This is a genomic window from Paenibacillus sp. fava2, assembly GCF_058313675.1.
Genome location: NZ_CM177755.1, coordinates 4,861,640 through 4,887,408, shown reverse-complemented (window position 1 = coordinate 4,887,408; position 25,769 = coordinate 4,861,640). Strand labels below are relative to the sequence as shown.

The 25,769-nt window shown below is 51.4% G+C and carries 24 protein-coding genes, 1 riboswitch and 1 other annotated feature; of the genes, 16 read left to right on the top strand and 8 right to left on the bottom strand.

Annotated elements, in window-relative coordinates; all coding sequences use genetic code 11:
• Nucleotides 1-100 precede the first annotated feature (100 nt).
• From licT to glpK, 12 genes are all read left to right on the top strand, one after another.
• Nucleotides 101-952 (top strand): BglG family transcription antiterminator LicT, encoded by an 852-nt coding sequence (licT, locus tag AC4G46_RS21530; protein ID WP_491124503.1) that lies wholly within the window; start codon nt 101-103, stop codon nt 950-952.
• Between the two features lie 128 nt (nt 953-1,080).
• Nucleotides 1,081-2,997: a beta-glucoside-specific PTS transporter subunit IIABC gene (locus tag AC4G46_RS21525; RefSeq protein WP_491124502.1), complete on the top strand. Its 1,917-nt coding sequence runs from the start codon at nt 1,081-1,083 to the stop codon at nt 2,995-2,997.
• 42 nt (nt 2,998-3,039) lie between these two features.
• Nucleotides 3,040-3,315 carry an HPr family phosphocarrier protein gene (locus AC4G46_RS21520; protein WP_068730014.1) on the top strand — a complete coding sequence of 92 codons (276 nt, stop codon included), beginning with the start codon at nt 3,040-3,042 and terminating at the stop codon, nt 3,313-3,315.
• A gap of 220 nt (nt 3,316-3,535) precedes the next feature.
• On the top strand, nt 3,536-4,027 hold the full coding sequence (locus AC4G46_RS21515; protein WP_491124501.1) for a hypothetical protein: 492 nt from the start codon (nt 3,536-3,538) through the stop codon (nt 4,025-4,027).
• Between the two features lie 606 nt (nt 4,028-4,633).
• Complete coding sequence (locus AC4G46_RS21510; RefSeq protein ID WP_491124500.1) at nt 4,634-4,978, top strand: peptidoglycan recognition protein family protein; 345 nt, start codon at nt 4,634-4,636, stop codon at nt 4,976-4,978.
• A gap of 20 nt (nt 4,979-4,998) precedes the next feature.
• Nucleotides 4,999-5,757: a pseudouridine synthase gene (locus AC4G46_RS21505; RefSeq protein WP_491124499.1), complete on the top strand. Its 759-nt coding sequence runs from the start codon at nt 4,999-5,001 to the stop codon at nt 5,755-5,757.
• A gap of 110 nt (nt 5,758-5,867) precedes the next feature.
• Entirely contained in the window at nt 5,868-6,392 is a 525-nt protein-coding gene (locus AC4G46_RS21500) for a redoxin domain-containing protein (RefSeq protein ID WP_221798098.1), read from the top strand.
• Entirely contained in the window at nt 6,389-8,077 is a 1,689-nt protein-coding gene (gene resB / locus AC4G46_RS21495) for a cytochrome c biogenesis protein ResB (RefSeq protein ID WP_491124498.1), read from the top strand. Before AC4G46_RS21500 ends, resB begins: the two co-directional genes overlap by 4 nt.
• Nucleotides 8,074-9,336 (top strand): cytochrome c biogenesis protein CcsA, encoded by a 1,263-nt coding sequence (gene ccsA, locus AC4G46_RS21490; protein WP_491124497.1) that lies wholly within the window; start codon nt 8,074-8,076, stop codon nt 9,334-9,336. Before resB ends, ccsA begins: the two co-directional genes overlap by 4 nt.
• A 181-nt stretch (nt 9,337-9,517) precedes the next feature.
• On the top strand, nt 9,518-10,234 hold the full coding sequence (locus tag AC4G46_RS21485; protein WP_068730002.1) for a response regulator transcription factor: 717 nt from the start codon (nt 9,518-9,520) through the stop codon (nt 10,232-10,234).
• The gene (locus AC4G46_RS21480; RefSeq protein WP_491124496.1) at nt 10,235-11,680 is read left to right on the top strand and encodes an ATP-binding protein; all 1,446 of its coding nucleotides are present in this window, start codon (nt 10,235-10,237) and stop codon (nt 11,678-11,680) included. It begins immediately after the preceding gene.
• 116 nt (nt 11,681-11,796) lie between these two features.
• Complete coding sequence (glpK, locus tag AC4G46_RS21475; RefSeq protein WP_491124495.1) at nt 11,797-13,290, top strand: glycerol kinase GlpK; 1,494 nt, start codon at nt 11,797-11,799, stop codon at nt 13,288-13,290.
• A gap of 103 nt (nt 13,291-13,393) precedes the next feature.
• Here glpK and AC4G46_RS21470 read toward each other — a convergent pair whose 3' ends face one another.
• From AC4G46_RS21470 to AC4G46_RS21450, 5 genes are all read right to left on the bottom strand, one after another.
• Nucleotides 13,394-13,744, bottom strand: coding sequence for a hypothetical protein (locus AC4G46_RS21470; protein ID WP_491124494.1), 351 nt, complete (start codon nt 13,742-13,744; stop codon nt 13,394-13,396).
• 52 nt (nt 13,745-13,796) lie between these two features.
• Nucleotides 13,797-14,165 (bottom strand): carboxymuconolactone decarboxylase family protein, encoded by a 369-nt coding sequence (locus tag AC4G46_RS21465; RefSeq protein WP_491124493.1) that lies wholly within the window; start codon nt 14,163-14,165, stop codon nt 13,797-13,799.
• Nucleotides 14,166-14,190: 25 nt separating this feature from the next.
• Nucleotides 14,191-15,831: a thiamine pyrophosphate-binding protein gene (locus tag AC4G46_RS21460; protein ID WP_491124492.1), complete on the bottom strand. Its 1,641-nt coding sequence runs from the start codon at nt 15,829-15,831 to the stop codon at nt 14,191-14,193.
• Between the two features lie 123 nt (nt 15,832-15,954).
• A riboswitch (cyclic di-GMP riboswitch) is annotated at nt 15,955-16,047 on the bottom strand.
• 196 nt (nt 16,048-16,243) lie between these two features.
• Nucleotides 16,244-17,494 carry a methyl-accepting chemotaxis protein gene (locus AC4G46_RS21455; protein ID WP_491124491.1) on the bottom strand — a complete coding sequence of 417 codons (1,251 nt, stop codon included), beginning with the start codon at nt 17,492-17,494 and terminating at the stop codon, nt 16,244-16,246.
• A gap of 91 nt (nt 17,495-17,585) precedes the next feature.
• On the bottom strand, nt 17,586-18,578 hold the full coding sequence (locus AC4G46_RS21450; RefSeq protein ID WP_491124490.1) for a helix-turn-helix transcriptional regulator: 993 nt from the start codon (nt 18,576-18,578) through the stop codon (nt 17,586-17,588).
• 95 nt (nt 18,579-18,673) lie between these two features.
• Here AC4G46_RS21450 and AC4G46_RS21445 point away from each other — a divergent pair, with 95 nt between their 5' ends.
• Entirely contained in the window at nt 18,674-19,576 is a 903-nt protein-coding gene (locus AC4G46_RS21445; RefSeq protein ID WP_491124489.1) for an SDR family NAD(P)-dependent oxidoreductase, read from the top strand.
• A 96-nt stretch (nt 19,577-19,672) separates the two neighbouring features.
• On the opposite strand, the gene serA is transcribed toward AC4G46_RS21445, so the two are convergent.
• Nucleotides 19,673-21,265, bottom strand: coding sequence for a phosphoglycerate dehydrogenase (serA, locus tag AC4G46_RS21440; protein WP_491124488.1), 1,593 nt, complete (start codon nt 21,263-21,265; stop codon nt 19,673-19,675).
• A gap of 241 nt (nt 21,266-21,506) precedes the next feature.
• Nucleotides 21,507-21,733: a binding site (T-box leader), on the bottom strand.
• A 112-nt stretch (nt 21,734-21,845) separates the two neighbouring features.
• A complete protein-coding gene (locus AC4G46_RS21435; RefSeq protein WP_491124487.1) occupies nt 21,846-22,754 on the bottom strand; it encodes a hypothetical protein in 909 nt (302 codons plus the stop codon).
• A 66-nt stretch (nt 22,755-22,820) separates the two neighbouring features.
• Between AC4G46_RS21435 and AC4G46_RS21430 the strand changes: the two genes are divergently transcribed.
• Genes AC4G46_RS21430 through AC4G46_RS21420 form a run of 3 tightly spaced genes read left to right on the top strand, consistent with a single transcriptional unit; the run spans nt 22,821 to nt 24,633 of the window.
• On the top strand, nt 22,821-23,414 hold the full coding sequence (locus AC4G46_RS21430; RefSeq protein ID WP_491124486.1) for a CPBP family intramembrane glutamic endopeptidase: 594 nt from the start codon (nt 22,821-22,823) through the stop codon (nt 23,412-23,414).
• Nucleotides 23,411-23,791, top strand: coding sequence for a hypothetical protein (locus AC4G46_RS21425; protein ID WP_491124485.1), 381 nt, complete (start codon nt 23,411-23,413; stop codon nt 23,789-23,791). The genes AC4G46_RS21430 and AC4G46_RS21425 overlap by 4 nt, the downstream gene beginning before the upstream one ends.
• Nucleotides 23,785-24,633 carry a metallophosphoesterase gene (locus AC4G46_RS21420; protein ID WP_491124484.1) on the top strand — a complete coding sequence of 283 codons (849 nt, stop codon included), beginning with the start codon at nt 23,785-23,787 and terminating at the stop codon, nt 24,631-24,633. The genes AC4G46_RS21425 and AC4G46_RS21420 overlap by 7 nt, the downstream gene beginning before the upstream one ends.
• Nucleotides 24,634-24,757: 124 nt before the next feature.
• Here the strand turns inward: AC4G46_RS21420 and AC4G46_RS21415 are convergent, their stop codons facing one another.
• Nucleotides 24,758-25,699 carry a polysaccharide deacetylase family protein gene (locus AC4G46_RS21415; RefSeq protein ID WP_491124483.1) on the bottom strand — a complete coding sequence of 314 codons (942 nt, stop codon included), beginning with the start codon at nt 25,697-25,699 and terminating at the stop codon, nt 24,758-24,760.
• Nucleotides 25,700-25,769: the final 70 nt, after the last annotated feature.

The window sequence follows — 25,769 nt, the reverse complement described above, 5'->3', positions numbered from 1 at the left end:
TGTTACTGAACTTTCAGGCAAAACCAGAAGCTGGCATTAAGTATTCAGTGCCTGTTTTGGTTTTGCCTTTTTACTACTCTGACGGGCGTAAGGTGATGGAATGAAAATTGAGAAGGTGCTCAACAATAATGTCGTGACCGTACTCGATGCCAGTCAGAATGAGCTGGTTATCATGGGCCGGGGAATTGCCTTCAAGAAGCATACCGGCGATGTTATTGATGAGGACAAGATTGAGAAGGTATTCTCACTGGATAACAAAGAAGTCTCACAAAAGCTTATGACGCTGCTGTCGGACATTCCGATTGAATATGTTGAATGCTCCGATGAAGTGATCCGCTATGCGGAGACGGTGCTGGGCGAGAAGCTGCATGACAGTGTGTACATCTCGCTTACAGACCATATCCATTTCGCCATCGACCGGCACCGTCAGGGGCTTCAGCTCAAGAATGCGCTGCTGTGGGAGATCAAGAGGATGTACCGCAAGGAATTCTCAATCGGCCTCAAGGCGCTGCAGATTATTGAAGACCGCCTTGGCGTATTGCTGCCGGAAGACGAGTGCGCTTTCATCGCAATGCATCTGGTCAACGCCCAGCTGAACGGGGAAATGCGTGAAACGGTCAGCATCACGAATATTGTGAAGGACATCTCGAATATCGTGAGGCGCAGCTTTTTGATCGAGCTCGACGAGGAGTCGCTCAGCTATTACCGCTTTCTGACGCATCTGAAGTTTTTTGCCCAGCGGGTGGTTCAGGGCTCACCGGTTGACGAACGGGACAGGGATCATACGCTGCACGATCTGGTCCGCGTCCAATATCCGGAAGCCTACGCCTGCGCAGAGAAGATTGCGGATTACACCCGCAAAATATACAAGCGGAACTTGTCCAAGGAAGAAATTTTGTACATGACGATTCACATTGAGCGGATTGTCAGAAACGATGAAACAACCGAATAAGAGCACGGGATTGTTACTCTAAGCAGGCAAAACCTAAACGCTGAATAGTATATGCGGCATTATCGCGATACTATGGGTGTTTAGGTTTTTTTGTTCCAAAAAACTCGGAATTGAAGGAGCATATTAAGATGGATAAAACAGCACTCTCCAAAGACATATTGAAGCTGGTGGGCGGAGAAGAGAATATCGAACAGGTTACCCACTGCATGACCCGCCTGCGCTTTAACCTTAACGACAACAATAAAGCGGATAAAGCCACCCTGCAGAAAACACCGGGCGTTATGGGTGTAATGATCAACGGGGGCCAGTTCCAGATTATCATCGGTAACGATGTGCCGGTTGTATATAACGAGCTTGTCAAGAATATGAAGGGCGCTCCTGAAGGAAGAGTGGGTGCAGCCTCAGCTGATGCGGGGCCCAAGAAGAAAAAGAATGTGCTGAGCAGCATTCTCGATTTCATCTCCGGCAGCTTCACTCCGATCCTGCCAGCGATCACCGGCGCAGGTATGATCAAAGGGATCATTGCCCTGCTGGTTGCGGCAGGATGGATGGGTACCACCAGTTCAACCTATGTCATTCTTTCGGCGATCGGTGACGGCGCCTTCTACTTCCTGCCGATCATTCTGGCAGTCAGTGCGGCCCGCAAGCTGGGCAGCAATATGTATATTGGCGCAGCAATCGGTGCTGCCATTCTGCATCCGACGATAACAACGCTGCTTGGCACTGGTGAGCCGGTTACTTTTGCCAGCCTGCCGGTTGTTGCAGCAACGTATTCCTCGTCGGTTATTCCAATCATTATCGCGGTATGGCTGGCTTCCTATGTAGAAAAAGCAGTAGATAAGGTTACACATGCTTCACTTAAGCTGATTATTGTTCCGACTGTTACGCTGCTCGTAATCGTGCCTCTAACCCTGATTGCAGTTGGCCCGATTGGCGTTATCATCGGTAACGGCCTGACCGACGGCATTTCCTGGCTGTTTGATAATACAGGCTTGTTTGCGGGCCTCCTACTGGGCGGCACCATGTCCCTGCTAATCATTACAGGTATGCACTATGCGCTGATTCCGATCATGATCGCCTCCATTGCCAGCCTTGGATATGACTATATGATTCCGATTATGATGGTAGCCAACTTTGCCCAGGCCGGAGCAACCTTCGGTGTGTTCCTGAAAACGAAAAACAGCAAGCTGAAGCCGCTGGCGCTCTCAACAAGTGTTACAGCGCTGATGGGGATTACAGAGCCGGCAATGTATGGTGTAAATATGCGTTTCAAAAAGCCTTTTATCGCCGCGTTGATCGGCGGAGCTGCCGGCGGAGCATTCCTGAGCCTGTTTAAAGTTAAAGCTTATGTTATCGGCGGTCTGGCTGGATTGTCCGGGATTCCGATGGTACTTGGCGCAACGTTTATATACTCGCTGATCGGATTTGCCATTGGTATTGCTGTAGCTGCGATCGTAACTTATATCCTGGGCTTTGAAGATGAGCCTGAAGCTGCAGCAGCAGCGGTTCCGGCTGCAACGGCTGATGCAAATGCCGCTTCAAACTCAGCTGTGATTGCTGATGCGCTGGAAGCTGAAGCTGCTCCAAAGGTTACTGAAGATATCTACAGCCCGATTACCGGTGAAGTTAAACCGCTCAGCGAAGTGAATGATCCGGCCTTCTCCGAAGAAATTATGGGTAAAGGCTTTGCGATTCAGCCGTCTGAAGGACGGGTAGTATCTCCTGTAAACGGCAATGTGTTCTCCCTGTCAAAGAGCGGACATGCAATTGGTCTGGTCAGCGACAACGGCGCTGAATTGCTGATTCATATCGGAATCGATACCGTGAAGCTGAAAGGCCTGCATTTCTCGCCAAAAGTGACAGCCGGCACCAAAGTATCCGTTGGTGATCTGCTGATGGAATTCGACCGTGCCGAAATTGAAAAAGCGGGCTACAGCACCATTACACCTGTGATTATCACCAACATTGCCGAGTACAGCTCCATTAAGCCTGCAGGCCGTTCCACAGTGAAGGAGCAGGAGCTGCTCTACACCGTGCAGGCCTAAAACCCAAAACTATTCCAATAGAAGAAAGTGAGTGAAGCTGTTATGCAAAAAACATTCAAAATCGTTGATGAAGACGGCATCCATGCCCGCCCGGCCACAGCGCTGGTCAACACAGCTACCAAGTTTAAAGATACCGAGGTGTTCGCCGAAAGCGGCGGCAAGAAGGTTACCCTCAAATCAATTCTCGGCGTGTTGTCGCTCGGCCTGGAGCCCGGCGATACGCTGAGCCTGATTGCCGAAGGCGGCCAGGCTGAGGAAGCACTGAGCGCGCTCCAGGATGTTATGGTTAAGGAAGGGCTGGGAGAGGTTCAGGAGTAGGACTGGCTGAATGCCGCCGGGTAATCACACTGGCCTTGTCACAGATGATGAAATACTGGTGTTCCGGTGCCTGCATTTGCAGGTATTCGGGCACCAGTTTTTGGTGTGAGCTGCTTTACTCCAGGAATCCCGGAAATATGCTATCGTCTTATGGATGATAAGACAGGAAGTTTGTTTGAAGTGTCTGTTCCAAAGCATATTTCGTTGGGGGGATCTAAACATGCCGATGGTGCTCATTCTGCTGGCCTTATATGCAGGCATTTTGTACTATCTGTTTAATAATGGGGCCGATTTTATTCAAAAGGAATGGGACGCCGACAGAGAGTGGCTCCTGAAAAAAGCCGGCTGTGTCCTGGGAGTTTGGGTGCTGATCACCGTACTAAATATTTTCCTCCTGCTCTTTAACGGCCAGTTTCTCGATCAGAGCAGCTTGATCTTTTATAATGTGTTTTGCGCTGCGGTTGGTTTCTCGGCAGCACTTGGATTATTAGCAGACAGACGGATATTTAGCGGGGCTATTTTCCTGCTGTACCTGTTGGATCTGTTTCAGTTCAACCGCTACGCAGCAGTGGTAACGGGTGACTCACTGGAGGATAGCGGGGTTAGCTTGGGACTTTCCTTTAATTTGTTTATTAATTTTGTCGTGTTTCCGCTCGCTATGCTGGCAGACTATCATATCAGCCTGGAGGAGCCGGAGAATGAATACTGGTGACATACAGGTGGTTTGTACAAGCCGGCGATGACGCCAGCGTCGGCATCTCATATCACATAGTTGTATTTAATCCGCTTACATTTCGTGTTCTCACCCAGTTGCCGGAACTAGTTGGAAAAAAGACATCTAATTCCGCCTGTTTTGGCTAAAATGATGCTTTTGCGATAATCTAAGTGTGCTTTTTCCACCTAATTTCTGGATTTGTCTGAAAAAGAGTAAATTAGATAGCATTTTTCCACTTAGGTTTTGCTGATGCTCCTTTCTGAAGTGTACTCCGGGGTGAGGGTTTGTTTTTGCCTTCAAGCGCAGCGGATGGGCGGGAGTATGGGAGGGGATTTTGGAACTGTAGGAGCGTAGCGTCCGCCTGAAAGCTTTTCGGAGAAAAGCTCGCTACGGAAGCATAGTCAGTCTGCAGATTTCTAACGCAAATGCGGTACAAAATCAGGAAATCCAAACCTAACAGCGGCCGGAAGTCCAAAAGTTCTCGCAGTTACGGCTGCAGCCCATCCGCCCCCCATCAGCAAGATTTTAAGGAAACCAACCCGTCACCCCGCCCTTCCCCCAATCATATGCTAATGCAGCAATACGGAGGGAGGCCGGCATGCGTTGGAATATAAAGGATTTATTCTGCATCATTCCCGCTGTCCGTCGATAAACGGCAAGGGGTTTGATTTTTGGGTAGGGACGGACGGCGGAATTTACGCTGCTCCGCTGTTGACGGACCCGGATTATATCCACATTTGTCTGGAAGGGGATTACGGGGAGGAAGTGGGAATTCCGCGGCTTCCGGGCCGCCGGGAGCAGCTGTTTGCCGCAGGCAGGCTTATTCTGGAGCTGGCTGCGCGCTATCATATTTCGCCGCTGGTGATTGAGCCGCATAATAATTCATGTCCGGGAGCATTTTTTCCATGGAATGAACTTGTGATTTATCCCGCTGATGGTTATCATTAACCTGAGGTGAGTAGTCGAAAATGGAAAGATTACAGAAAATTTTGGCGCAAGCAGGTGTTGCGTCCAGACGCAAGTGTGAAGAATTGATTTTGGCCGGTAAAGTGGAGGTCAACGGGGAGCTCGTAACTACGCTTGGCACGAAAGTGGACCCCGAACAGGATATTATTAAGGTGGCCGGAAAACTGATCCGGGGCGAAAATAAAATCTACATTATGTTCAACAAGCCCAAAGGTGTCATTACAAGCGCATCCGATGACAAGGGCCGCAAGGTAGTAACGGATTATTTGAAGGGGATTAAGGAGCGGGTATACCCGGTGGGCCGCTTGGACTATGACACAGAAGGACTTTTGCTGCTGACGAATGATGGGGAGTTTGCGAATCTGCTGACCCATCCGAAGCACCATGTCCCTAAGACGTATCTGGCCACGGTCAAGGGTGTACCGCACGGCACGGCGCTGGACAAGCTGAAGTCCGGCATTAAGCTGGAGGACGGCATGACCGCACCGGCTGAAGTGGAATATAAGGATGTCGATGAGGAGAGCAAGGAATCGGTGATCAGCATTACTATCCATGAAGGCCGTAACCGTCAGGTCCGCCGGATGTTTGAAGCGATCTCGCATCCGGTTGTCCGGCTCAAGCGGATTTCCTTCGGGGACATTCTGCTGCAGAATCTCAAGCGCGGCTCCTATCGCCATCTGACCAAGGATGAAATTAACCATCTGCAGCAGATTGCCAAGGCCGGGGCGCTCAAAGCAAACCAGACTCGTAAAGACACATAACGTTCACAATTTCCTCTCCTAAAACTGTGACAATATTCGGTATAATGTTCATAGGATGTTCACACCTGACAACTAAAGTATGAATTGCGTCACAGAAGGGGGCTTCGCGTGTGGGCAAAGCGAGAAAGCCGATTCAAATCGTAATTCTGTTTCTGATACTTTTGCTTGGAGGCTATGCAATCGGCACTTCGGTGTTCGGCGGAGACGGAAAACCGCATGAAGGCAGTAAAGCGCCTTCCTTTGAACTGCTGGGGCTTGACGGCCTTACCCATACGCTGGACGAGTACAAGGGGCAGCCGGTCGTGCTGAATTTCTGGGGCTCCTGGTGCGGTCCCTGCGTGAAGGAAATGCCTGCTCTTCAGGCCCAGTATGAGAAGTGGAAGGATGAGGGGGTAGTTGTTGTCGGCGTCAATGTCGGAGAAGATCAAATGACTGTGGAGAATTTCGTTAAGCTGGTTGATATCAATTTCCCTGTTATTATGGATACCGGACGTGATGCAGTACGCAGCTATGGCGTTTCCCCTCTGCCGACTACCTTTTTCATTGACGGAAAGGGAAAAGTGGACAGCATTCACATCGGGCAGCTGGATCTGGACTCGCTTGAGGCGCAAATCGGGAAGCTGGTGGACCCATGACCTCAAAGGAACCTCTGATCAGTAATACCAAATGCGAATGCGGCCATCAGAACCCGGTTGGAACAGTGCTGTGCGAGGCCTGCGGCAAACCTTTGGATGAAAAGGAGCTGGAAGCTGAGAGTAATCTGGAGATGCGCTACGACGGTGTTGCCCGCCGTTCCCAGCGCGTCAATCCGGGCCTGATTGACCGGGTGTGGAACTTTTTTTCATCTGTCAAAATAGCAATCTATCTGATTGTACTGACCCTCCTGGGCTCCATGCTGGGAACCATTTTCCCGCAGGAGAGCACTTTTCTTAACATTGATGCTTCAACCTACTACAAAGAAACGTACGGAAGAGCCGGGAATATATATTATAGACTCGGCCTTTCGCACACTTATGAATCATGGTGGTTTGTGACCCTGCTTGTGATGATCGGCGCTTCGCTCGTGATTTGCAGCCTGGACCGTGTGCTTCCGCTGTATAAGGCGCTTACCCGCCAGAAGGTACGCAAGCACCGTCAGTTTCTTACCCGTCAGAAAGCTGTTCTGGTAACACCGCTGACGGCTGAACCTGAAGCCTGGGTAGCAGGACTTATGGAGCCGCTGAAGAAGAAGGGCTACCGTGTCAAGACGGACGGGACGGCTTTGCTGGCCGAGAAGCACCGTTTCAGCCGCTGGGGACCTTATGTAATACATATCGGCCTGATTATATTTTTACTTGCCGTACTGGCGCGTGGATTGCCTGGACTCAACATGGATCAGCATCTTGCTTTTCAGCAGGGTGAGGCCACTCGGATTCCGGATACAACGTATTATCTGAAGAATGAACAGTTTACAGTCGAGTTTTACAGTGATGAGGAAATGCCTGAGGAGTTCCGCGGTAAAAAGGTGCTGCCCAAGCTTTATGAGACCAAGGCAGTGCTCTACGAGTGTACAGCTGACTGCACGGACCCGTCCAGGGAACCGCAGCTTTCGGAGGTCGCCAGCCACGATATCAGAGTTAACTCACCCTTAAGCTACAAAGGATTGAAAGCGTATCAGTTTGATTACGACCTGACTCCCGTACTGCGCTCGGTGCAGCCGGTGCTGGTAAATACGGCCACCGGAGAGGGCTACGGCAAATTCAAGCTTGATATGAGGAATCCGGAGCGCATGTTCCAGTCGGGACCGTACACCCTCTCCCTGAAAGAGAAGTATATGGATTTCGGTCTTAATGATGAGGGCCGTCCGGTATCCAAATCGCCTTATCCGAATGCGCCGGCCTTCCTGTTCCTGATTACGGGTCCGGGGCTGCCGGAAGAAGGCCAGCAGTATTTTTATTTTCCCAAGCAGGTGGATAAGGAGCAGTTCCAGCAGCAGGCGATCAATGACCGGCTGGGCGGCGGTGGGCGTTTTCTGGAGCTTGAGGTGCAGGACATGGGGGATGTGGATTTTGCCGCATCGACCTCCTATCTTAATATCCGGATAGACCGTGCGATGCCGTTTGTATGGATCGGGGCAGGGATTGTTATGCTGGGGCTTGTACTCGGCTTCTACTGGCAGCACAGACGCATCTGGCTGCGTGTGGAGGACGGGGAGCTTGTGCTTGGCGGGCATACCAACAAGAACTGGTTCGGCTTCCGCCGCGAGATCGTGGCCATTTTGCACAAGGTAGACCTGATAGTCGATGAAAAATCATTGGACAACGGGGGAGGTCTGGCATGAGCCTGCTCGATTTCAGCAGTGATGTGTTTATTGTTGCCTTCTTTTTGTACAGCGGTGCGTTTATGCTGTATACGATCGCCATCATGGGCCGCCGCTGGTCGGGCCGCAAGCCGGAGGAGCATACCGCCCGCTTCGGCAAAATCGCATTTATCGCCTCATCACTCGGACTGCTCTGCCATCTTGCTTATTTCATTACCCGCTGGATCGGGGCCGGCCATATTCCCGTCAGCAATATGTATGAATTCATGACTTTTCTATCGATGATGATTATGGTAGCGTTCACTGTGATTTTTGCCATCTACCGTAAAATTATTCTCGGGGTGTTCGCGGTTCCGATCTCCATAATAGTCATGGCTTATGCTGCGGTGTTTCCGCAGGAAGTACAGCCGCTGATCCCCTCATTGAAATCGATTTACCTGAATATCCATGTCACGCTTGCGGCGCTGGGGGAATCCTTTTTCGCAGTCGGCTTTGCCGCAGGCCTGATGTATCTGCTGCGCACCGTGAATTTTGACAGCACTGCACGCAGTGACCGCAAGCAGCAGCGCCTGGTTGAATTTACTCTCTTCTCAATCATTGTTATAATTGGATTTCTCGGTAGTGTGTTCGCCTTCCGCGGAGCCGGGTACGAATCTGTTTTTGTCCGCAGCGATGTAACGATTGACAGCGCCGGGCAGGGAGATAGTACAATAGAGAAAGTGAGCTATAAAATGCCGCCGATTGTGGCACCCTACCAGAGCGAACCCGAGTATTTCCAGCCTTTTCTCGGCATAACGGAGCCTTTGTTTGAAGCCCCTTCCTGGATGAACGGGGTTAATGCCGGTCGCAAATTCAATACTGTAATCTGGTCGCTTTTATCCGGTCTGATCCTTTATGGCATTCTCCGGCTTATCATCCGCAAGCCGCTGGGCAAGGCGATTCATCCGGTGCTGGACGGGATTGACGAGAATGATCTCGATGAGATCACGTATAGGGCCATTGCCATAGGCTTTCCGATCTTTACGCTGGGGGCATTAATCTTTGCCATGATCTGGGCACAGATTGCCTGGGGACGTTTCTGGGGCTGGGATCCCAAGGAGGTCTGGGCGCTGGTAACCTGGCTGTTCTATAGCGCTTATCTGCACCTGCGCCTCGCCCGCGGCTGGCAGGGACGCAGGTCGGCCTGGCTTGCTGTATTGGGCTTCCTGGTTGTCATGTTCACCCTGGTGGGTGTTAATCTGGTCATTGCCGGGCTTCATTCCTACGCGGGCACAGACTAGGGCTGCCAGGCAGCTGCGGCTTCGCACAGGAATCTGAGATACTGCAAGTTATGAATCATTCGTTTATCCGGTGTTATTTTGCGTTATAGTAATGTAAATCCCATGATTGTAAATTCCATGCCTCGGGCGTGATAAGTACCAGGGTAATGTTCAACTGTATTTGATGGAGGGGTTGTTGTTAATGGCTGAGCATCTGAATAGAATTCTGGTGGTGGATGACGAAGAGCGCATTCGCCGCCTGCTGAAAATGTATCTCGAAAAAGAAGGCTACGAAATTGACGAAGCGGAAGACGGCGAAATGGCTCTGCGCAAAGCTACAGCCAATGATTACGGTCTTATCCTGCTGGATGTGATGCTGCCGGGAATCGACGGGATTGAGGTGCTGACAAGGCTTAGAGGTGTCAAATCTACTCCCGTTCTGATGCTGACCGCCAAGGGTGAAGAAATCAACCGTGTACAGGGCTTTGAAATGGGAGCCGATGATTACGTGGTTAAGCCGTTCAGCCCGCGCGAGGTTATTTACCGGGTAAAGGCCATTATGCGCCGTTCCTCGGCGACGGCCTTTTTATCCAAAGAGAGTAATTCCAGCAACAATATTGTGTTTCCTCATCTCATTATTGAGCATGATGCCCACCGTGTTACGGCAGGCGGCCAGGAAGTCAGTCTGACCCCTAAGGAATATGAACTGCTTCATTATCTGGCGATATCACCGGACAAGGTATTCTCCCGTGAGGAACTGCTCAAGGATGTGTGGAATTATGAATTTTTCGGAGATTTACGTACTGTAGACACGCATGTGAAAAGACTCCGCGAGAAACTGAATAAGGTATCACCGGAATCGGCAGCAATGATCACCACGGTATGGGGAGTCGGCTATAAGCTTGAGGTACCTAAATAGGTGAGCTTCTGGAGAAGCTTGGTCGGCAAGCTGTGGGCTACGATCATCTGCCTTGTTGCTGTTGTGCTCATTACGGTAGGGCTATTTCTGCTCCCTTACATCGACAGCAACTTCGCCAATTCCGGGGCGATCAAACGTTTATTTATGTATGCCTGCATGATCGGGTTTTCATTGACAACGTTTTTTGCGTTGTTCCTGTTTACCAAAATTACACAGCCGATGCAGCAGGTCATTGAAGCGGCTAACAATATCCGCCGCGGACAATACGGCACCAGGCTGAATCTCCGTACCAGTGATGAGATCGGCCAGCTGGCGACCTCGTTTAATCATATGGCTGCAGAGCTGGAAGAGAATATCCGCAGCCTGAATCATGAGAAGGGGCACTTGTCCAGTGTGCTTCGCAGCATGACTGACCCTGTGATTACCTTTGATAATGAGGGTCACGTCATCCTCACCAACCCTCATGGCCAGAAGCTGCTGGAAACCTGGAGCGATTTGAACCTGGAGCATCAGGAGGATGGCATTGGCGGGCAGGAGCAAGCACATGCGGCCTTCCATGCAGTTCCGATCCCGCTGCGTCCTTTATTTATGGATACGCTCAGCCATGGAGGGGATCAGCGTGCCAATGTGCATGTCCGCCAGGGTGTATGGTCCGTTCATATGGCTCCGCTCTATTCCGAGAACCATATCAGGGGGGCGGTCGCCGTTCTCCGGGATGTGACTGAGGAAGTTCGGCTGGAGAAGATGCGCCGTGACTTTGTGGCCAATGTATCGCATGAGATCCGCACACCGCTCTCCATGATGCAGGGCTACAGTGAAGCGCTGCTTGATGGTATGGCATCCTCTCCGGAGGAGAGAAATGAGCTGGTCCAGGTGATTCATGATGAATCGCTGCGGATGGGCAGGCTAGTCAAGGATCTGCTGGATCTGGCACGGATGGAAGCCGGTCATACGGACATGATGATGGGACAGGTTGAAATGGGAGAGCTGCTTGACCGGATCTACCGTAAATTCTCGGTACGGGCTAAGGAACGCGATATTATTCTGGATCTGCATAGATCCGAAGGACCGCTGGTGCTGAAGTCTGCTGACATGGATAAGCTGGAGCAGGTTCTCACTAATCTTCTGGACAATGCTTTCCGGCATACGCCTGCGGACAAACAAATCTCGATTCTGACCGCCTCTGTTGTGCTGGAAGGCCGCCGTTATATTGAGATTGCGATCCGTGACCAGGGCGCCGGGATTCATCCGGATGACCTTCCTTTTATCTTTGAACGTTTCTACAAAGCGGACAAGGCCCGTGTGCGCGGGGAAACGGGCGGTACCGGACTTGGGCTGGCCATTGTCAAAAATATCGTCGAATCACACCACGGACAGATTTTTGCCGCCAGTAAGCTTGGCGAAGGCACGACTTTTACGCTACGGCTTCCTGTCGAAAAACAGTAAATCCGGACTTAGACTGACAGCGCCTCTGAATGCAGAGGTGCTTTTTGTTGAAAGGACTCCTTTAATCTTGTTCATCGTGGAACACAATATACCCGTCACTTTAGGAGGCATTATTCATGATTTTATCATTGGATCAAGGGACTACGAGCTCCCGGGCTATACTGTTTAATCTGGAGGCCGGCATGGTTGCCCAAGGGCAATATGAAATTAAGCAGTCCTTTCCCCGGCCCGGTTGGGTAGAGCATGATCCGGAGCAAATCTGGGAGAGCCAGCTGATGGCAGCCAGAGATGCGATTCAGGCCAGCGGGATAGCTGCGGCGGACATAACAGCAATCGGTATCACCAACCAGCGTGAAACAGCCCTGATCTGGGACCGGACTACTGGCGAGCCGATATACCCGGCTATTGTCTGGCAGGACCGGCGGACTGCACAGCAATGTGAGGAGATAAAGCGGCAGGGGCTGGACCGGGAGATTGCAGACAAGACGGGGCTGGTTGTGGATGCCTACTTCTCTGCAACTAAGCTGGCCTGGATCCTTGATCATGTGCAGGGCGCCAGAGAGCGTGCAGAGCGCGGGGAGCTGCTGGCAGGGACGATTGACAGCTGGCTCATCTGGAAGCTCACAGGCGGCGCTGTGCACGCTACAGACGTGACCAACGCCTCCCGAACGATGCTGTTCAACCTGCATGAACGAAGATGGGACGATCAGCTTTTACAAGAGCTGCATATTCCACGCTCCATCCTCCCGGAGATCCGCATGTCCGGCGGCGAATTCGGTATAGCCGATGCTGGGTGGTTCGGTGCGGAGATTCCGATCCGCTCGGTACTCGGCGACCAGCAGGCGGCACTGTTCGGACACACTTGCCTTGAGGCAGGCAGTGCCAAAAATACGTATGGGACAGGCTGCTTCATTCTTATGAACACTGGGACGGAAGCTGTTGTCTCCAACCACGGCCTGCTGACAACGGTAGCCTGGGGAATGGGGGACGAGCTGTATTATGCACTCGAAGGCAGCGTGTTTGTGGCCGGAGCAGCCGTGCAGTGGCTTCACGAAGGGCTTGGTTTGATCGAAGGTCCGGCTGACTCTGAGCAGCGGGCAGCTGAAGTAGAGGACAGTGAAGGGGTGGTTGTCGTGCCGGCGTTCACCGGTCTGGGCGCTCCGTACTGGGATATGTACGCGCGCGGAGCTGTCTTCGGATTGACCCGGGGGACAACGGCGGGGCACCTGGTCCGGGCAACACTGGAAGCGCTGGCGTTCCAGTCCCGTGATGTCATTGGCGCAATGGAGAAGGATGCCGGCATGCCGCTGACCGGTCTGCGTGTGGATGGCGGAGCCGTCCGCAACAATCTGCTGATGCAGTTCCAGGCCGATATTCTCGGCAGTACAGTGACCCGTACAACTTACGCGGAGACAACGGCGCTTGGCGCTGCTTTATTGGCCGGATTGACCTCAGGAGTCTGGTCGAGAGAGCAGCTTGAGCGCTTTAATAAAGCGGAACGTGATTTCGTACCCCGGATGGACGGAGAAGAGCGCGAACGCCGTTATAGTGTATGGCAGGATGCCGTTGAGCGGAGTATGGGCTGGGAAAAGCATGAGTCACGGCATTAACACAGGACCGGGCTGCTATACCACATAAATACAACAGGAAAAAAGCAACCTGCAGCAAGGAGAACCTTGTCTGCAGGTTGCTTTTTTAATTTAACATTAATTGTTATTCTTGAAAGGAAGGAACGATCAGCATATTATCAAGTCCCGCTTTACGGCCAAGCCGGGAGAGCTGCATCTTGAGCAGCGGGTTGTTTTCGAGTGCTAAAGTCACCTGCTGAAAGCCCTCCGACTTATACATAATGAAGCAGCTTTCCAGCAGGGGCACGACATCCGGTGCGGTGACATTCAGCTTGCGGCAGTCAATTTGCAGGGAATATTCTGAAGCTGTGATGGGATTGACTGTCTGCTGGTAAGCCTGCATTGTTTTGAGGCCATCCTCATTGGAGAAGGTGCCTTCCAGTTGCATATGAACAATCTTACTCACGGAATCTGCTTTCAGAACAAACCTGCCCATTCCTTCCAGCCCCCAAATCGAAAGATTTACATTCAGACTGCCGGTTCTAAAGTTACTTGATTTCTTCCAAGGTAGCAAGCAGCACATTGAAGGCGGAGATTACCCGCGGAGCGCCGATTGCCGGAACCAGATGCAGCAGGATGCCTTTGATCTGATCGACTGTCATGCCGACACGCAGTGCCATTACATAATGTACGCCCAACTGTTCATACTGGCCCATCGTGATCAGGGCAGAGATAACAGCAATTTCTTTCCAGTCTGCACCGATCGTGGTCCGCTGAAAAATATCGCCATATGCGTTGCCCATAATATACTCAGCCAGCTCCGGAAAATGCTCTTTAATCGGCGCCAGCTGCTTATTGCCATAATCTCCGGACAAGTTGGTAAAATGCTTGAATCCACTGTTCACTGAACTTTCCACGTAAAAACCCCCTGAATGATGTTAATTAAAGATTCAATACACGGTGCGCTGTCGGAGGCATTTCGTCACGGTCGGTGAGCAGTTCAATTACTGCTACCTTGTTGGAAGCTACCGCTGCATCAATAGCCGCAGCAAATTGTTCAGCCGTTTCGCACTTATAGCCTACAGCTCCGAGAGATTCACCAAATTTTGCCGCATCCATCGGAACCTCGAAGAGTGTGCCGTCAATTCTGCCGGTCGTCTTTTCCATACCTTTGAGGGCCATATCCAGCTGCATGTTATTAACGACAATGAAAATAACCGGCAGGTCTTTGCACACAGCAGTATTAATCTCAGCCCCTAGCATCATGAAGCAGCCGTCCCCGGTGATGCAGAAGACGGTTTCGTCCGGAGCAGCAGCCTTGGCTCCGATCGACATGCCGATGGAATTGCCCATGCAGGCGAAGTAGGCATCAAAGATAAAGCTTCCAGGCTTCTTGACGTTATACCATTTTACAGCATGGAAGCCGTGGCTGCCGTCATCTACAAAGACGGAACTGTTATAAGGAATCTGATCGCTTAAAGTGCTCAAGACCGAAGCGATCGAAAGTTTAGGCAGATCAGGCAATTCGTCGCGGTAATTGGCATCTACTGTTATTTCGTGTTTGACCGCAGTATCCCGGTCAATATTCTCCAGATAGTAGCTAAGGTTGTCACGCAGATCCCCGCTGACTGAAATGGTTGGTGAATTCAGGATTTTGCCGACGAAGGTAGGGTCGGAATCAAACTGGATCAGCAATGCAGGGTGATTCTCCGCCTTGAGATTGCAGATGGTCATATCGCTCAGGCGTGAGCCGAGCACGATATACAGATCGCTGCTGTTCAGCAGATCATCCCCGTGCTTGCATCCGCCCACACCTACCGGTCCATGATACAGCGGATGATCCCAGGCGATGGCTCCTTTGCCTCCCGGTGAGGTAACGACAGGAATATTGAAGGTTTCAGCCAGCTGTACCAGCTCCTGGTGGGTGCCGGAACGGTTTACGCCTTTGCCGGCAATAATGAGCGGGCGCGATGATTCGTTGATTGCGGCAATTACACGCTCAAAATTGCCGATGCTGACAAGCGGCTCGTGTTCAGGAATAACAATACGGCATTCTTCCAGCATTTCTGTCTGGACATCAAAGGGAATGCACAGATGCACCGGACCGCGTTTGCCGCTGAGGGCAATAGAGATGGCATGATTGAAAATCGTGCTGAAATGATCCCCGCGCTCTACCAGCTTGCTGAACAGCGTAGCGGGTCTGAACATATCCGCCAGATCAGCCAGATAAGAGGAGGAATCCTGGCACTGCGGAATTCCGAGTTCTTTAATCGACTGATGCCCTGTAATAAAGAGAACAGGAAGATTGTTGGCCTTGGCATGTGCTGCAGCAGTAAGAAGATTCGTTCCTCCCGGACCCGAGGTTCCGAAGGCGACTCCGAGACCTCCGGTTTTGAGTGCATAGCCGGCGGCTTCAAAGCCGGAGCTGGACTCATGTCTGCCCGGAATAAATTCGATACCGTAATCAACCATCTTAAGAGCTATAGGACAAATAGATTTGCCGATAATACCAAAGGAATGTGTTACGCCAAGGCTGCGAAGTGCCTCCGCCATATAATCTGCGACTGTTTTCAAATGCTCCACCCTATCCGTTGTGTATTTGTCTAGCGATTCTAGCGACTCTAGTGACAATAGAATACCTGTACTCAAATGAGCACAGGCCAGTTGCAAGTATAGCCGTTCAGAACGTAATGGTGCTTACGTCCCGGCTGCAACCTGGCTATCCTGGTCCCAGAAACTGAGACTGTAGATCCATGGCTTTGCGTCATTTCCTTTCGGAGAATTTTGCCATATAAAGTTAGGTCCAATGGATAATATTTCATTGGTTAATTTTACTTTTACAATATATTTTTAACTCTATCATTGTCAATACAATAATGCAGAAAAATACGAAATTTGACGAATTGCAGAACGATTTGGTGAAACCTGAGAGCACATCCAAAAAAAAGCTGCCGCTCTATGTGAGCGGCAGTCTTAGGGCCTGAGAACCAGTATTTTAGAATTTGAAAATATGAATGGTTTTTTGCAGCTGGAATACAGCTTGCGTCATTTTGTCGGTTTCATCGGCGACAGATTGCAGGGCGTTGATCTGTTCATTCATTGCAGCAGATACTTCTTCGGTGCCGGCTGCGGTCTGCTGGGTTATTGCGGATATGTTTTCAATGGCGCTGGATATTTTAAGTGCGCTTTCCAGCATCAGGTCACTTTCCTGGGAGAAGGAAGCTATCTGCTCGGTTATGTATTGCACGCTCTGTACAATCTGCGAGAAAATGTGGGCTGTCTCTACAATCAGCTCATTCTGCACCTGTACAACCTCTTCATTGATGGCGATATTCTCTACGGCCTGCTTGATATCGGATTCAATGCTGCGGATCAGGCCGAATACTTCTTTGGTTGATGCGGTGGATTCTTCAGCAAGCTTACGGACCTCCTGGGCCACAACGGCAAAACCTCGGCCGTGTTCGCCGGCGCGTGCTGCCTCAATTGAAGCATTCAGCGACAGCAGGTTAGTCTGCTCGGCGATCTCAGTAATGGATTTGGCAATCAATGAAATCCCGCGGGCGTTCTGGGAGAGGGCCTCAATGGTACCGGCAACCTTGCCCGTAGCTTCGATATTTTTGCGCATGCCTTCAGCCTGGGTATCTACCGACAGCCGTCCTTGTTCTACCAGTTCAAGCGTATGTATAGAGCGTTTATTCATTTCCTTGGTGGAATGTGTATAGTTGGCTACCTTTGTCTCAATATCTTTAATCGATTCTGTCATGTCCGCGATATCTGCGGAGATTTCATTGGCACCGACAGCAAGTTCATTAGAGGAGGAGGCAACCTGTGCCATTACTATTTTGAGGCTGTGGTTCTTGTCTTCGATCCCTCTGCTGGCATCCATAACGTGCTTGGTAATTTGTGAGGCTTCGGTTAAAATTTTCTTGAGCTTGTCGATCATGATGTTGAAGGAGCGGCTGACCTCACCCATAGATCCGTTTTCATCAGCCCGGCTTGTAAAATCGCCTTTGGCAATGGTGTGGGTGACATTGGAGAACTCGTCAAAAGAAGATGTAAGCGTTCTCTCGACAAAGCGCGCAAGGGGATAAGTCAAGCCTGCAAGCGCCGCAATGAGAATGATGCCGAGAATGAGTTTGCCCATAACTACCATCGTAATTAATACCGGAACAGCGAACAATGCGGCGACAAGATAACAGCCGGCTACAATTCTCTGTTTTAACGGAAGCTTGGTCATCCAATCCATAATAAAGTTCCCCCTAAAAAAAATGGTGTGTATTGGTATAGTATAGGTGATTGACGGGGGAACAGTCTATTGTAAAAACTGACATAAAAACTCAAATCCCGTTTCCGGCAGAAGTGGAATTACGGGTCATTTCTTCATATAAAGCAGAAGTTTCCTGCAAAGCAGCCATCAGGCTGACTACCAGCTCCTGCGGACCGGCTGCCACAGCCTCCTGTCCAAGCGATAATATGATTTTACAGGCAGATTCCAGGGTGTGGAACTCCGCTTGAGCCTCCAGCCAGCCTCCTCTGGCAGACTGCCGGGTGGACAGAACGGTTGTATACCGCTCCTGTTGAAGCGAATGCAGGCCCGAGCTGCTGAGCAGCAGGGTGACAGGATAACGGGGCAGTGCTGCCTTGAATGAAGCGGTGGATTGCTCCCAATAGTTCGCCAGATCAAACCCCGGCGGACGGGTAAAGGTTTCACTGGTTATTTCAGCTCTAGTAATCCGCGAAACCCGGAAGGTCCGCATTTCACCTCCGCACTCGGCAGCAGCATACCAGACCCCGCGTTTGGCTACCAATCCCAGCGGGGCAATCTTCCGCACCTTTTGTTCGCCATTGTTGCTGTAAATCATGGAGACCATCCGGTCTGTCCATACTGCTTCCTGCAGCAGGGGGAGGTAAGGATAAGCTTCGCCTGAAGGGTGCCAGCCTGCGCCGTCAATATGGATGCGCTGAGTCAGGAGCTGGAGCGGAGAATCCTGCGGCTTGGCTGCTGCCGCTGCTTCCAGCTTACGGACTGCAGAAGAAAAGTCCTCCTGTATCCCCAGCGCCTCCAGAACAGTGGTGTCCGCCGTCAGAAGCAGCGAGCCGATCTCCCGGGGTTTCATGCCTGTAAGCGTGGTTCTGTAGCCTTGGGGCAGCATCCAGCCGCCGTCCCGGCCTCTTTCAGCTATGACTGGAATACCTGATGCACTAAGCGCCTCCATGTCACGCATAACAGTCCTTTCGGAAACCTCAAGCAGCCCGGCCAGCTCGCGTGTGCTTATTTTGCCGCGGGCCTGCATCAGAAGCAATATGGATAATAAACGGTCGGCCCTCATTTTGTTCTCTCTCCTTTAACGTTGCTACGTATTGTATAGTTTATTACAAGTGTATCATTTATATATGACAGTTGGTGACATATATACCGGTTATAATGATTAAAGACAACAGGGAAGCACATATTATGAACGATAACCGGAGAGGAGCTGGATTAAAGATGACACTGCAAGGAAAAGTGGCACTGGTTACCGGAGGAAGCAGAGGGGCGGGGAGGGGCATTGCCATCGAGCTGGCCCGCGCGGGAGCATTTGTTTATATCACCGGCAGAAGTACGGGGCCACAGCAGGCCGGCCAAGTAAAGGGGACAATAGATACGGTCTGTAAAGAGATTCTGGAGATCGGCGGTGAAGCGGCCGCGATCCGCTGCGACCATACAAATGATCAGGAGACGGAGAAGGCAATCCGGCAGATTGCCGAGGAAAAGGGCAGACTTGATATCCTGGTTAATAATGTCTGGGGCGGAAATACCATGCCGATCGGCCTGGAGCCGTTCTGGGAGCAACCGCCGGCGCACTGGGACAATATGTTTGAAGCAGGAGTCAGGGCGCAGCTGATGACCAATTATTATGCGGTTCCACTGATGCGCAAGTCCAAGGACAGCGGCGGACTGATTATCCATACGACATTCTGGGACAGGGATAAATATACGGGGAATTTCTATTATGACCTGGCCAAAAATGCGCTAAACCGTATGGCTTACGGTTTGTCCGTAGAGCTTGCTGCAGACGGGATTGCGGTTATACCGCTATCACCTGGCTGGATGCGGACCGAGCTGGTATTGGCAGAGTTCGGGACGGATGAAGAGCACTGGCAGGAGATAGAGGCGCTTAAGAATACTGAATCTACAGCGTATATCGGCCGGGCGGCAGCTGCGCTGGCGCAGGACGGCGGGAAGCTGGCCCTATCAGGAATCCCGCAGCAGGTCGGGGCGCTTGCAGAGAAGTACGGCTTCACGGATTCGGACGGGCGTAGAGTTCCTGTCTTCCGGATTCTTTAATAACGGAAGCCACCAATTGAATGGAAAATGCCCGTCCGGAGCAGCGCTGCCATGAGCGCGTTCCGGACGGGCATTATTTATTTGCAGGGTCTGTTCCTACTGCAGAATAACCTCTTCCGCAGTATTGATTTCAGGAAGTCCGGCAAGCTTCACCAGCACATCCTGAGGTACCGCTTTATCTACAGTAAGCAGCATGATCGCTGCTCCTCCGACTATTTTACGGCCTACCTGCATGGACGCGATGTTGACATCATTTTCACCGAGCAAGGTTCCGACGAGACCGATGATCCCCGGCTTATCGTTGTGGGAGATGAGAATCTGGTTACCTTCCGGAGCAATATCAACAGGGAAGTTGTTCACCTGTACGATGCGTTCGCCGTAGCCCTGCAGCAGCGTGCCGGCTACCAGACGCACTTCATCCGGATCTGCCTTCAGTGTAACGGTAATCAGGTTCGTGAAGCCCTTGGTCTTAGGCGATTTCGTCACGACAACGTTCACGTCACGGGTTTTGGCCAGGTGCATCGAGTTGACGATATTGACATCGCCGGCGAAGTGGCGGGACAGCACACCTTTGACGATATAGCGGGTCAGCGGCTGCGTATCCACATCGGAGAGATCGCCGGCATATTCAACGTTAATTTCACTGATTGCACCGTGGGTAAGCTGTGTTGCGAAGCTTCCCAGCTTCTCGCCGAGCGTGAAGTACGGCTGAAGCTTGTTCATTACGCTTGGAGCAACCGGCGGGATGTTGACGGCGTTGATGAACGGCTCGTTGCGCAGGATATGCAGAACCTGCTCCGATACATCGATGGCGACGTTCTCCTGGGCTTCAACGGTCGAAGCGCCGAGATGCGGAGTGACAATGATCTTCGGATGCGACAGGAACGGATGGTCAGCCTGAGGCGGCTCCTTCTCGAATACGTCAAAGGCTGCTCCGGCAACGATGCCGCTGTCGATCGCTTCAACCAGCGCCATTTCATCAATAACGCCGCCGCGGGCACAGTTGACGATGCGCATGCCCTTTTTCATAACCTCGAACTGCGGGCGGGAGATCATGTGGCGTGTTTCAGGTGTCAGTGGTGTGTGTACAGTAATGAAGTCAGCTCCGCGCACGATGTCATCGACCGAGGCCAGCTTCACTTCCAGCTTCTCGGCACGGTCAGCTGTCAGGAACGGGTCATAGGCAAGAATGCTCATACCGAATGCTTTGGCGCGTTTGGCTACCTCGCTGCCGATCCGGCCCATACCGAGCACACCGAGTGTCTTGCCGCGCAGCTCAACGCCAAGGAACGTTTTACGGTCCCACACACCGTTGATGGTTTTGGCGTATGCCTGCGGAATGTGGCGGGCCAGTGCCATCATCATGGCAAAGGCATGCTCACAGGTAGTGATGGTGTTTCCGTCTGGAGCATTAATAACTACGACGCCGTGCTGCGTAGCCGCCTCCAGCTTGATGTTGTCAACTCCGACTCCGGCACGGCCGATAACTTTCAGGTTGGTGCCGGCAGCGATTATTTTCTCGGTAACCGTTGTCTGGCTGCGGACAAGCAGACCGTCATATTCGCCAATGATGGCAATCAGCTCGTCTTCGCTCAGTCCTGTTTTCTTATCCACAACTACATCGCTTGCGTCCATCAATTGCTGAATACCCAAATCGCTGATCGGATCCGACACTAATACTTTAAACATGGTTTCTTATCCCCCTTAAAAGTTAAAAAGCTTATATGCCTAAGGATGCCCTCATGAGGCAACCGCAGTACCGATAGCAGTCAAACTGGCTGGCAAACATTGCCGGAATAACGGGGCAACGCGCTGTCGCATAAAAGAAAAAAGCTGCAGACATACACGAAATGCTGAGTGGTGGGCCTTTTAGACCAATTATAATGAATCCGGGTAACAAAAAAACTCCCAACCCCATACTACTGCCGTAGTAAGGGACGAGAGTTGTCGTGGTACCACCCTAATTCACTGCAACTGTTCAGGAAGCAGCCTCATTGGCCGTAAAGGCCACACTGATAACGGAGATGATCCGATTGCATCTACTATTCGTTCGATACAATATCTCAGGAGCGCTAAAGAACACTGTCCGCCACCGGTTTGCACCACCCACCGGCTCTCTGTAGACATTCAGAATCTTTGTTCCTTCATCGGTTTTGCTTGATTAATTTTTCATAATGTAACATGGTGATGCCAGCTGTGTCAATAGGCTTATTCTGCCTGGACTGCCTTGAAGTGAGCTTTATTTTTCGTTATGATGCAATAGCTGGCTTTACTCATAAAAGAACGGAAGCTGCGGTACAATTTCCTTGCCGTAATATTGTTCACGCCACTTCATGAAGTCCTGCTCCTGAACTGCGCCTGTGGAGATGAGCAGCGTGATGGACGACTGGACATCCTTCAGGCCGAGTGAGCTCGCAGTGCCGGAGTAGATCATATCATCAATCTTGGCTGTAATATCCTGCGGATCGTAGGCACCGTAGATTTTGCGGTTCAGCATGATATTCGCGACAGTCGAATTTTTGAGCAATAGAGGCATCTTTTTCCAGGACACAAAGGACAGCGTCTTAATCGCTCCTGTCTCTGCAGGAATGCTGCTGCTCGTTTTGGAACCCCACTTAAGCATGGAATCATAGAAATTCTTTTGTCCCAGCAGCCCGAACTTGATGGCACTAGCCGTAAAATTGTCATTCTTCAGCGCCTTGGAGGTTTCAGAACCGGAGCTGCCGGCGGTCACCTTGCTTGATGCCTGGGAGAAGAGCGTTAGACTCTTAAGAATATTAAGCTGAGCCTGGGACAGCAGCGGCGAGCTGGTAAACAGGGAGTCTTTACTGACCTTGTCGTACTGTTTGTCAGCCAGAATACTGAGATTTTTGAGCGTTGCCGCGTTCGTGCGGGCATCCGTGCTGCGCGCCAGATTATCCACTTCTTTATTCCAATTCCGCTTGAATTCCCGGTAAGGCAAAAATACGTTATGATAGAAAGCAACAAGATCCTGCTGCTGATACGACCCGGAGAATTCCTCCAATGCCCCTTCAGCATCGGTCAGGTGGGCATATTTCGCTTCAGTCTTGTCAGCTCCAACCTTCACTCCCGTAAAAAATGCGGCAAATGCGCAGATCAGGAAAAATAGAAAGCCCAGTGTGTATAACATTTGAGTGCGGGAGTTACGGCTATTCATAATTTAGTGCTCCTTCTTCTGGGGAAATTATCTTATGTAAAAACAAATTAGAACAGGCAGGTTACAATGAAAAAATTCAAATTTGGCAACATCAAGATCAAAAAGGCCGACCCGCAGCAGCTGACAGACAAGCTGCTTCTGCTAAATCTCTATATTACACAGGGCCTTACTTTATTTATCGGTCTGATATGGATATTATTGCAGAAAAGAAATCCCATTGACATATTAAATTTTCCTGACAGCGCACAATTTGTGCTCTGGGGCCTTGGTCTGGCTGGCATTATGCTGGTTGTGGACTTTTTGTTAACACATATTGTACCTCAGGACAGTATGGATGACGGAGGCATAAATGAGCTCCTGTTCGGCCGCCGGCCGTTCTGGCATATTATTATCATTGCGGCGATGGTTGCGGTGTGCGAGGAGCTGCTGTTCCGCGGCGCCATTCAGCACGCTTTCGGCCCCTACTGGACCAGCATTTTGTTTGCGGTGATTCATGTCCGCTATCTCCGCCACTGGATTCCGACCGGGTGGGTATTCCTCAGCAGCTACGGGCTTGGTTATATTTACATTCACACCGAAACATTGTGGGCGCCGATTCTTTGCCATTTTCTGATCGACTTGTTTTCAGGCCTGGTCATCCGCTACAGGAGGGAGTCATGAACGAGGAGTTAAGCCGGGTTAAATCCCGCCGCAAGTCCGCTGAGCGCAAAAGCCGGCCTTCAGCCGGTATTAACAGTAAAACAAAGGCAGTCCAGACATCGACTGAAGCGGACTCCAGACAAGGAGCTAAGCCATCGGCAGGCCTCTCCAGAAAAGCAAGATATGCGGCAAGAGGCGCTGAGAAGGCGGACAAGCAACATAGGATCGCCGCCGAGGAAGAAGCGGAGACCCCTTCCCGCTCCGAGAGTTATCCTTCACAGCGTGTCCGGTGGAGTAAAATATTTGTCAACACGCTGAGTGTCCTGTTTATTCTGCTGCTCGGATTCCTTGTCTGGTGGGGAATCGAGGGCGCACCAGAGCTGAGAAACTTATGGTAGCCGCCTGGATTATTAGTGCCGCCGCTGCCCTTCTGGTTGGACTGGGAATTATAGGCACAATCATGGTTTTCTCCGCTTTCGGGCGGAGCATTATTGCCGAGGAAATATTCCTCGGCGGCCTGCCGCCGGAATTTGACGGCTTCCGGATTCTGTTTATTACCGATATCCATCGCCGGCGGCTTCCCGAAGCTCTTCTAGCACCGCTGGCCGGAAAGGTGGAAGCCGTCTTTCTGGGCGGTGATATAACGGAGAAGGGCAATCCGCTGACCAGGCTGGCAGATAATATGAAGCTAGTCGCATCGCTTGCTCCGGTATATGCGGTTCACGGTAACCATGATTACAAGGCAAAGACTAATCTTGCTGATAATATCATCCGGGCCAGCGGAGCAAGGCTGCTCATGGACGAGAATGTCTTTATTGAGCATCAAGGCGGCAAGCTGCTGCTGACCGGGGTCGACTTTCCGCGGCAGGGGGGCAAAAAGGGGTATGCCCCCCTGCCGGCGGTACCTTCCCATGAAGCTGCGTACTTCCGGATCATTCTCGTGCATGACCCGCTGTGGTTGTCAAGGCAGGATTCCGTTCCGGCAGACCTGATTCTGGCCGGCCATACCCACGGCGGCCAGGTTGTGCTTCCTTTCGGCCTGCAGATGCATGCCGATCCGTTCTACCGTACATACAATGCCGGCAAGTTCACTATTCCAAGAAAAGACGGCAGCGGAGCCCAAGCCAAGCTGCTTATCAGCCGGGGCTTCGGCACTGCGCATCTTCCCGTGCGCTGGCGGAGTCCGGCGGAGATTCATGTGCTTACACTGCGCCAGGGTGAGGACAGGGGGAAGGCCTGAACCTAACAGGCCCTTCGGCGACCTGTTTTGTTTTTATGTATGGTATTATTGTAAACGCAAAAAAGGGGCCCGCGGCAATAGTGCCTGGGGTCCCTTTTTTTGGAATCGGGTAAGTGCTTTGTGCTTAGCGCTGCTTGAGCTCTATGCTGCGCGGATCAACAAAGCTGTAGCCTTTGCCTTCAAGCGTAGTCAGCAGCGTGTCGAGCGCCTGGACTGTCCAGGGGAGCTCGTGCATAAGGATATTACTGCCGGAATGCAGCTGATCCGTAACGTTTTTGACCAGTGTTTCCGTCTTTGCCGTATCCTTCTCCTTCATCTCCCAGTCGAGTGATCCTACAGACCAGGTCATGTAGAGCATTCCGTTCTCGGCGGCTACCTGCTTGCCCACATCTCCGCCTGCACCATGCGGCGGACGGAAGAAAGCCGGGGCTTCTCCGGTTATTTCCTTGACGATGGTCTGGACATCCCCGATCTGCTTTTGCACTTCTGCGTAACTTTTATCCTTCAGCACGATATGATCCCAGCTGTGATTGCCGATAATACCTCCGCGTTCATGCAGCAGTTCAAGCAGCTCGGGATGCTCTTTTACCCTATAGCCGTTAACAAAGAAGATCGCCTTGGCCTGATGCTTGTCCAGCGTATCCATGAGGGCATTGATCATCTCCGCTTCCTTCGGGCCGTCATCGAACGTTAGAAGAACTACCTTTTTGTCCGTACCTTCCTCATTGGGAACAATATCGTAATTTTTGTTCATATGGTACAGCAGCGGAATTTCGGCAGCCGCCGGATCACTGCTTGATGGAGTGGCCGTACTGGATCCCGGAGCAGCTGAAGCTGCCGGGGTTACGGTTGCTTCCGTGCCATCCTCCGGTGCCGGACTGGAGGATGCGCTTGGCGCTACGGTGCCTGCGGCATCTTCCGGCGGTGCGGCAGACACTTCTGCAGTTGCAGCCGGAGCTGTCGCAGTGCTGTCCTGTGAAAGGTCTTCATTGTTGTTGCCGCTGCAGGCTGACAGCAAAAGGGTTGCCAGCAGCAGGGCTGAGATTGCTTTACCCACTTTTTTCATCTCGCTTTCTTGTTGTTTGGCTGTATGAGCGGGAATCTTTCCGCGAACACTAAGCATGATTTTACCATAC

Coding starts and splice junctions, on each gene's coding strand:
- AC4G46_RS21485 (WP_068730002.1), top strand. CDS start 9,518: ATGGCTGAGCATCTGAATAGAATTCTGGTGGTGGATGACGAAGAGCGC.
- AC4G46_RS21435 (WP_491124487.1), bottom strand. CDS start 22,754: ATGAATAGCCGTAACTCCCGCACTCAAATGTTATACACACTGGGCTTT.
- AC4G46_RS21515 (WP_491124501.1), top strand. CDS start 3,536: ATGCCGATGGTGCTCATTCTGCTGGCCTTATATGCAGGCATTTTGTAC.
- ccsA (WP_491124497.1), top strand. CDS start 8,074: ATGAGCCTGCTCGATTTCAGCAGTGATGTGTTTATTGTTGCCTTCTTT.
- AC4G46_RS21450 (WP_491124490.1), bottom strand. CDS start 18,578: ATGAGGGCCGACCGTTTATTATCCATATTGCTTCTGATGCAGGCCCGC.
- AC4G46_RS21505 (WP_491124499.1), top strand. CDS start 4,999: ATGGAAAGATTACAGAAAATTTTGGCGCAAGCAGGTGTTGCGTCCAGA.
- resB (WP_491124498.1), top strand. CDS start 6,389: ATGACCTCAAAGGAACCTCTGATCAGTAATACCAAATGCGAATGCGGC.
- AC4G46_RS21430 (WP_491124486.1), top strand. CDS start 22,821: ATGAAAAAATTCAAATTTGGCAACATCAAGATCAAAAAGGCCGACCCG.
- AC4G46_RS21455 (WP_491124491.1), bottom strand. CDS start 17,494: ATGGATTGGATGACCAAGCTTCCGTTAAAACAGAGAATTGTAGCCGGC.
- AC4G46_RS21420 (WP_491124484.1), top strand. CDS start 23,785: ATGGTAGCCGCCTGGATTATTAGTGCCGCCGCTGCCCTTCTGGTTGGA.
- glpK (WP_491124495.1), top strand. CDS start 11,797: ATGATTTTATCATTGGATCAAGGGACTACGAGCTCCCGGGCTATACTG.
- AC4G46_RS21525 (WP_491124502.1), top strand. CDS start 1,081: ATGGATAAAACAGCACTCTCCAAAGACATATTGAAGCTGGTGGGCGGA.
- licT (WP_491124503.1), top strand. CDS start 101: ATGAAAATTGAGAAGGTGCTCAACAATAATGTCGTGACCGTACTCGAT.
- AC4G46_RS21425 (WP_491124485.1), top strand. CDS start 23,411: ATGAACGAGGAGTTAAGCCGGGTTAAATCCCGCCGCAAGTCCGCTGAG.
- AC4G46_RS21415 (WP_491124483.1), bottom strand. CDS start 25,699: ATGAAAAAAGTGGGTAAAGCAATCTCAGCCCTGCTGCTGGCAACCCTT.
- AC4G46_RS21470 (WP_491124494.1), bottom strand. CDS start 13,744: ATGGGCAGGTTTGTTCTGAAAGCAGATTCCGTGAGTAAGATTGTTCAT.
- AC4G46_RS21520 (WP_068730014.1), top strand. CDS start 3,040: ATGCAAAAAACATTCAAAATCGTTGATGAAGACGGCATCCATGCCCGC.
- AC4G46_RS21445 (WP_491124489.1), top strand. CDS start 18,674: ATGATTAAAGACAACAGGGAAGCACATATTATGAACGATAACCGGAGA.
- serA (WP_491124488.1), bottom strand. CDS start 21,265: ATGTTTAAAGTATTAGTGTCGGATCCGATCAGCGATTTGGGTATTCAG.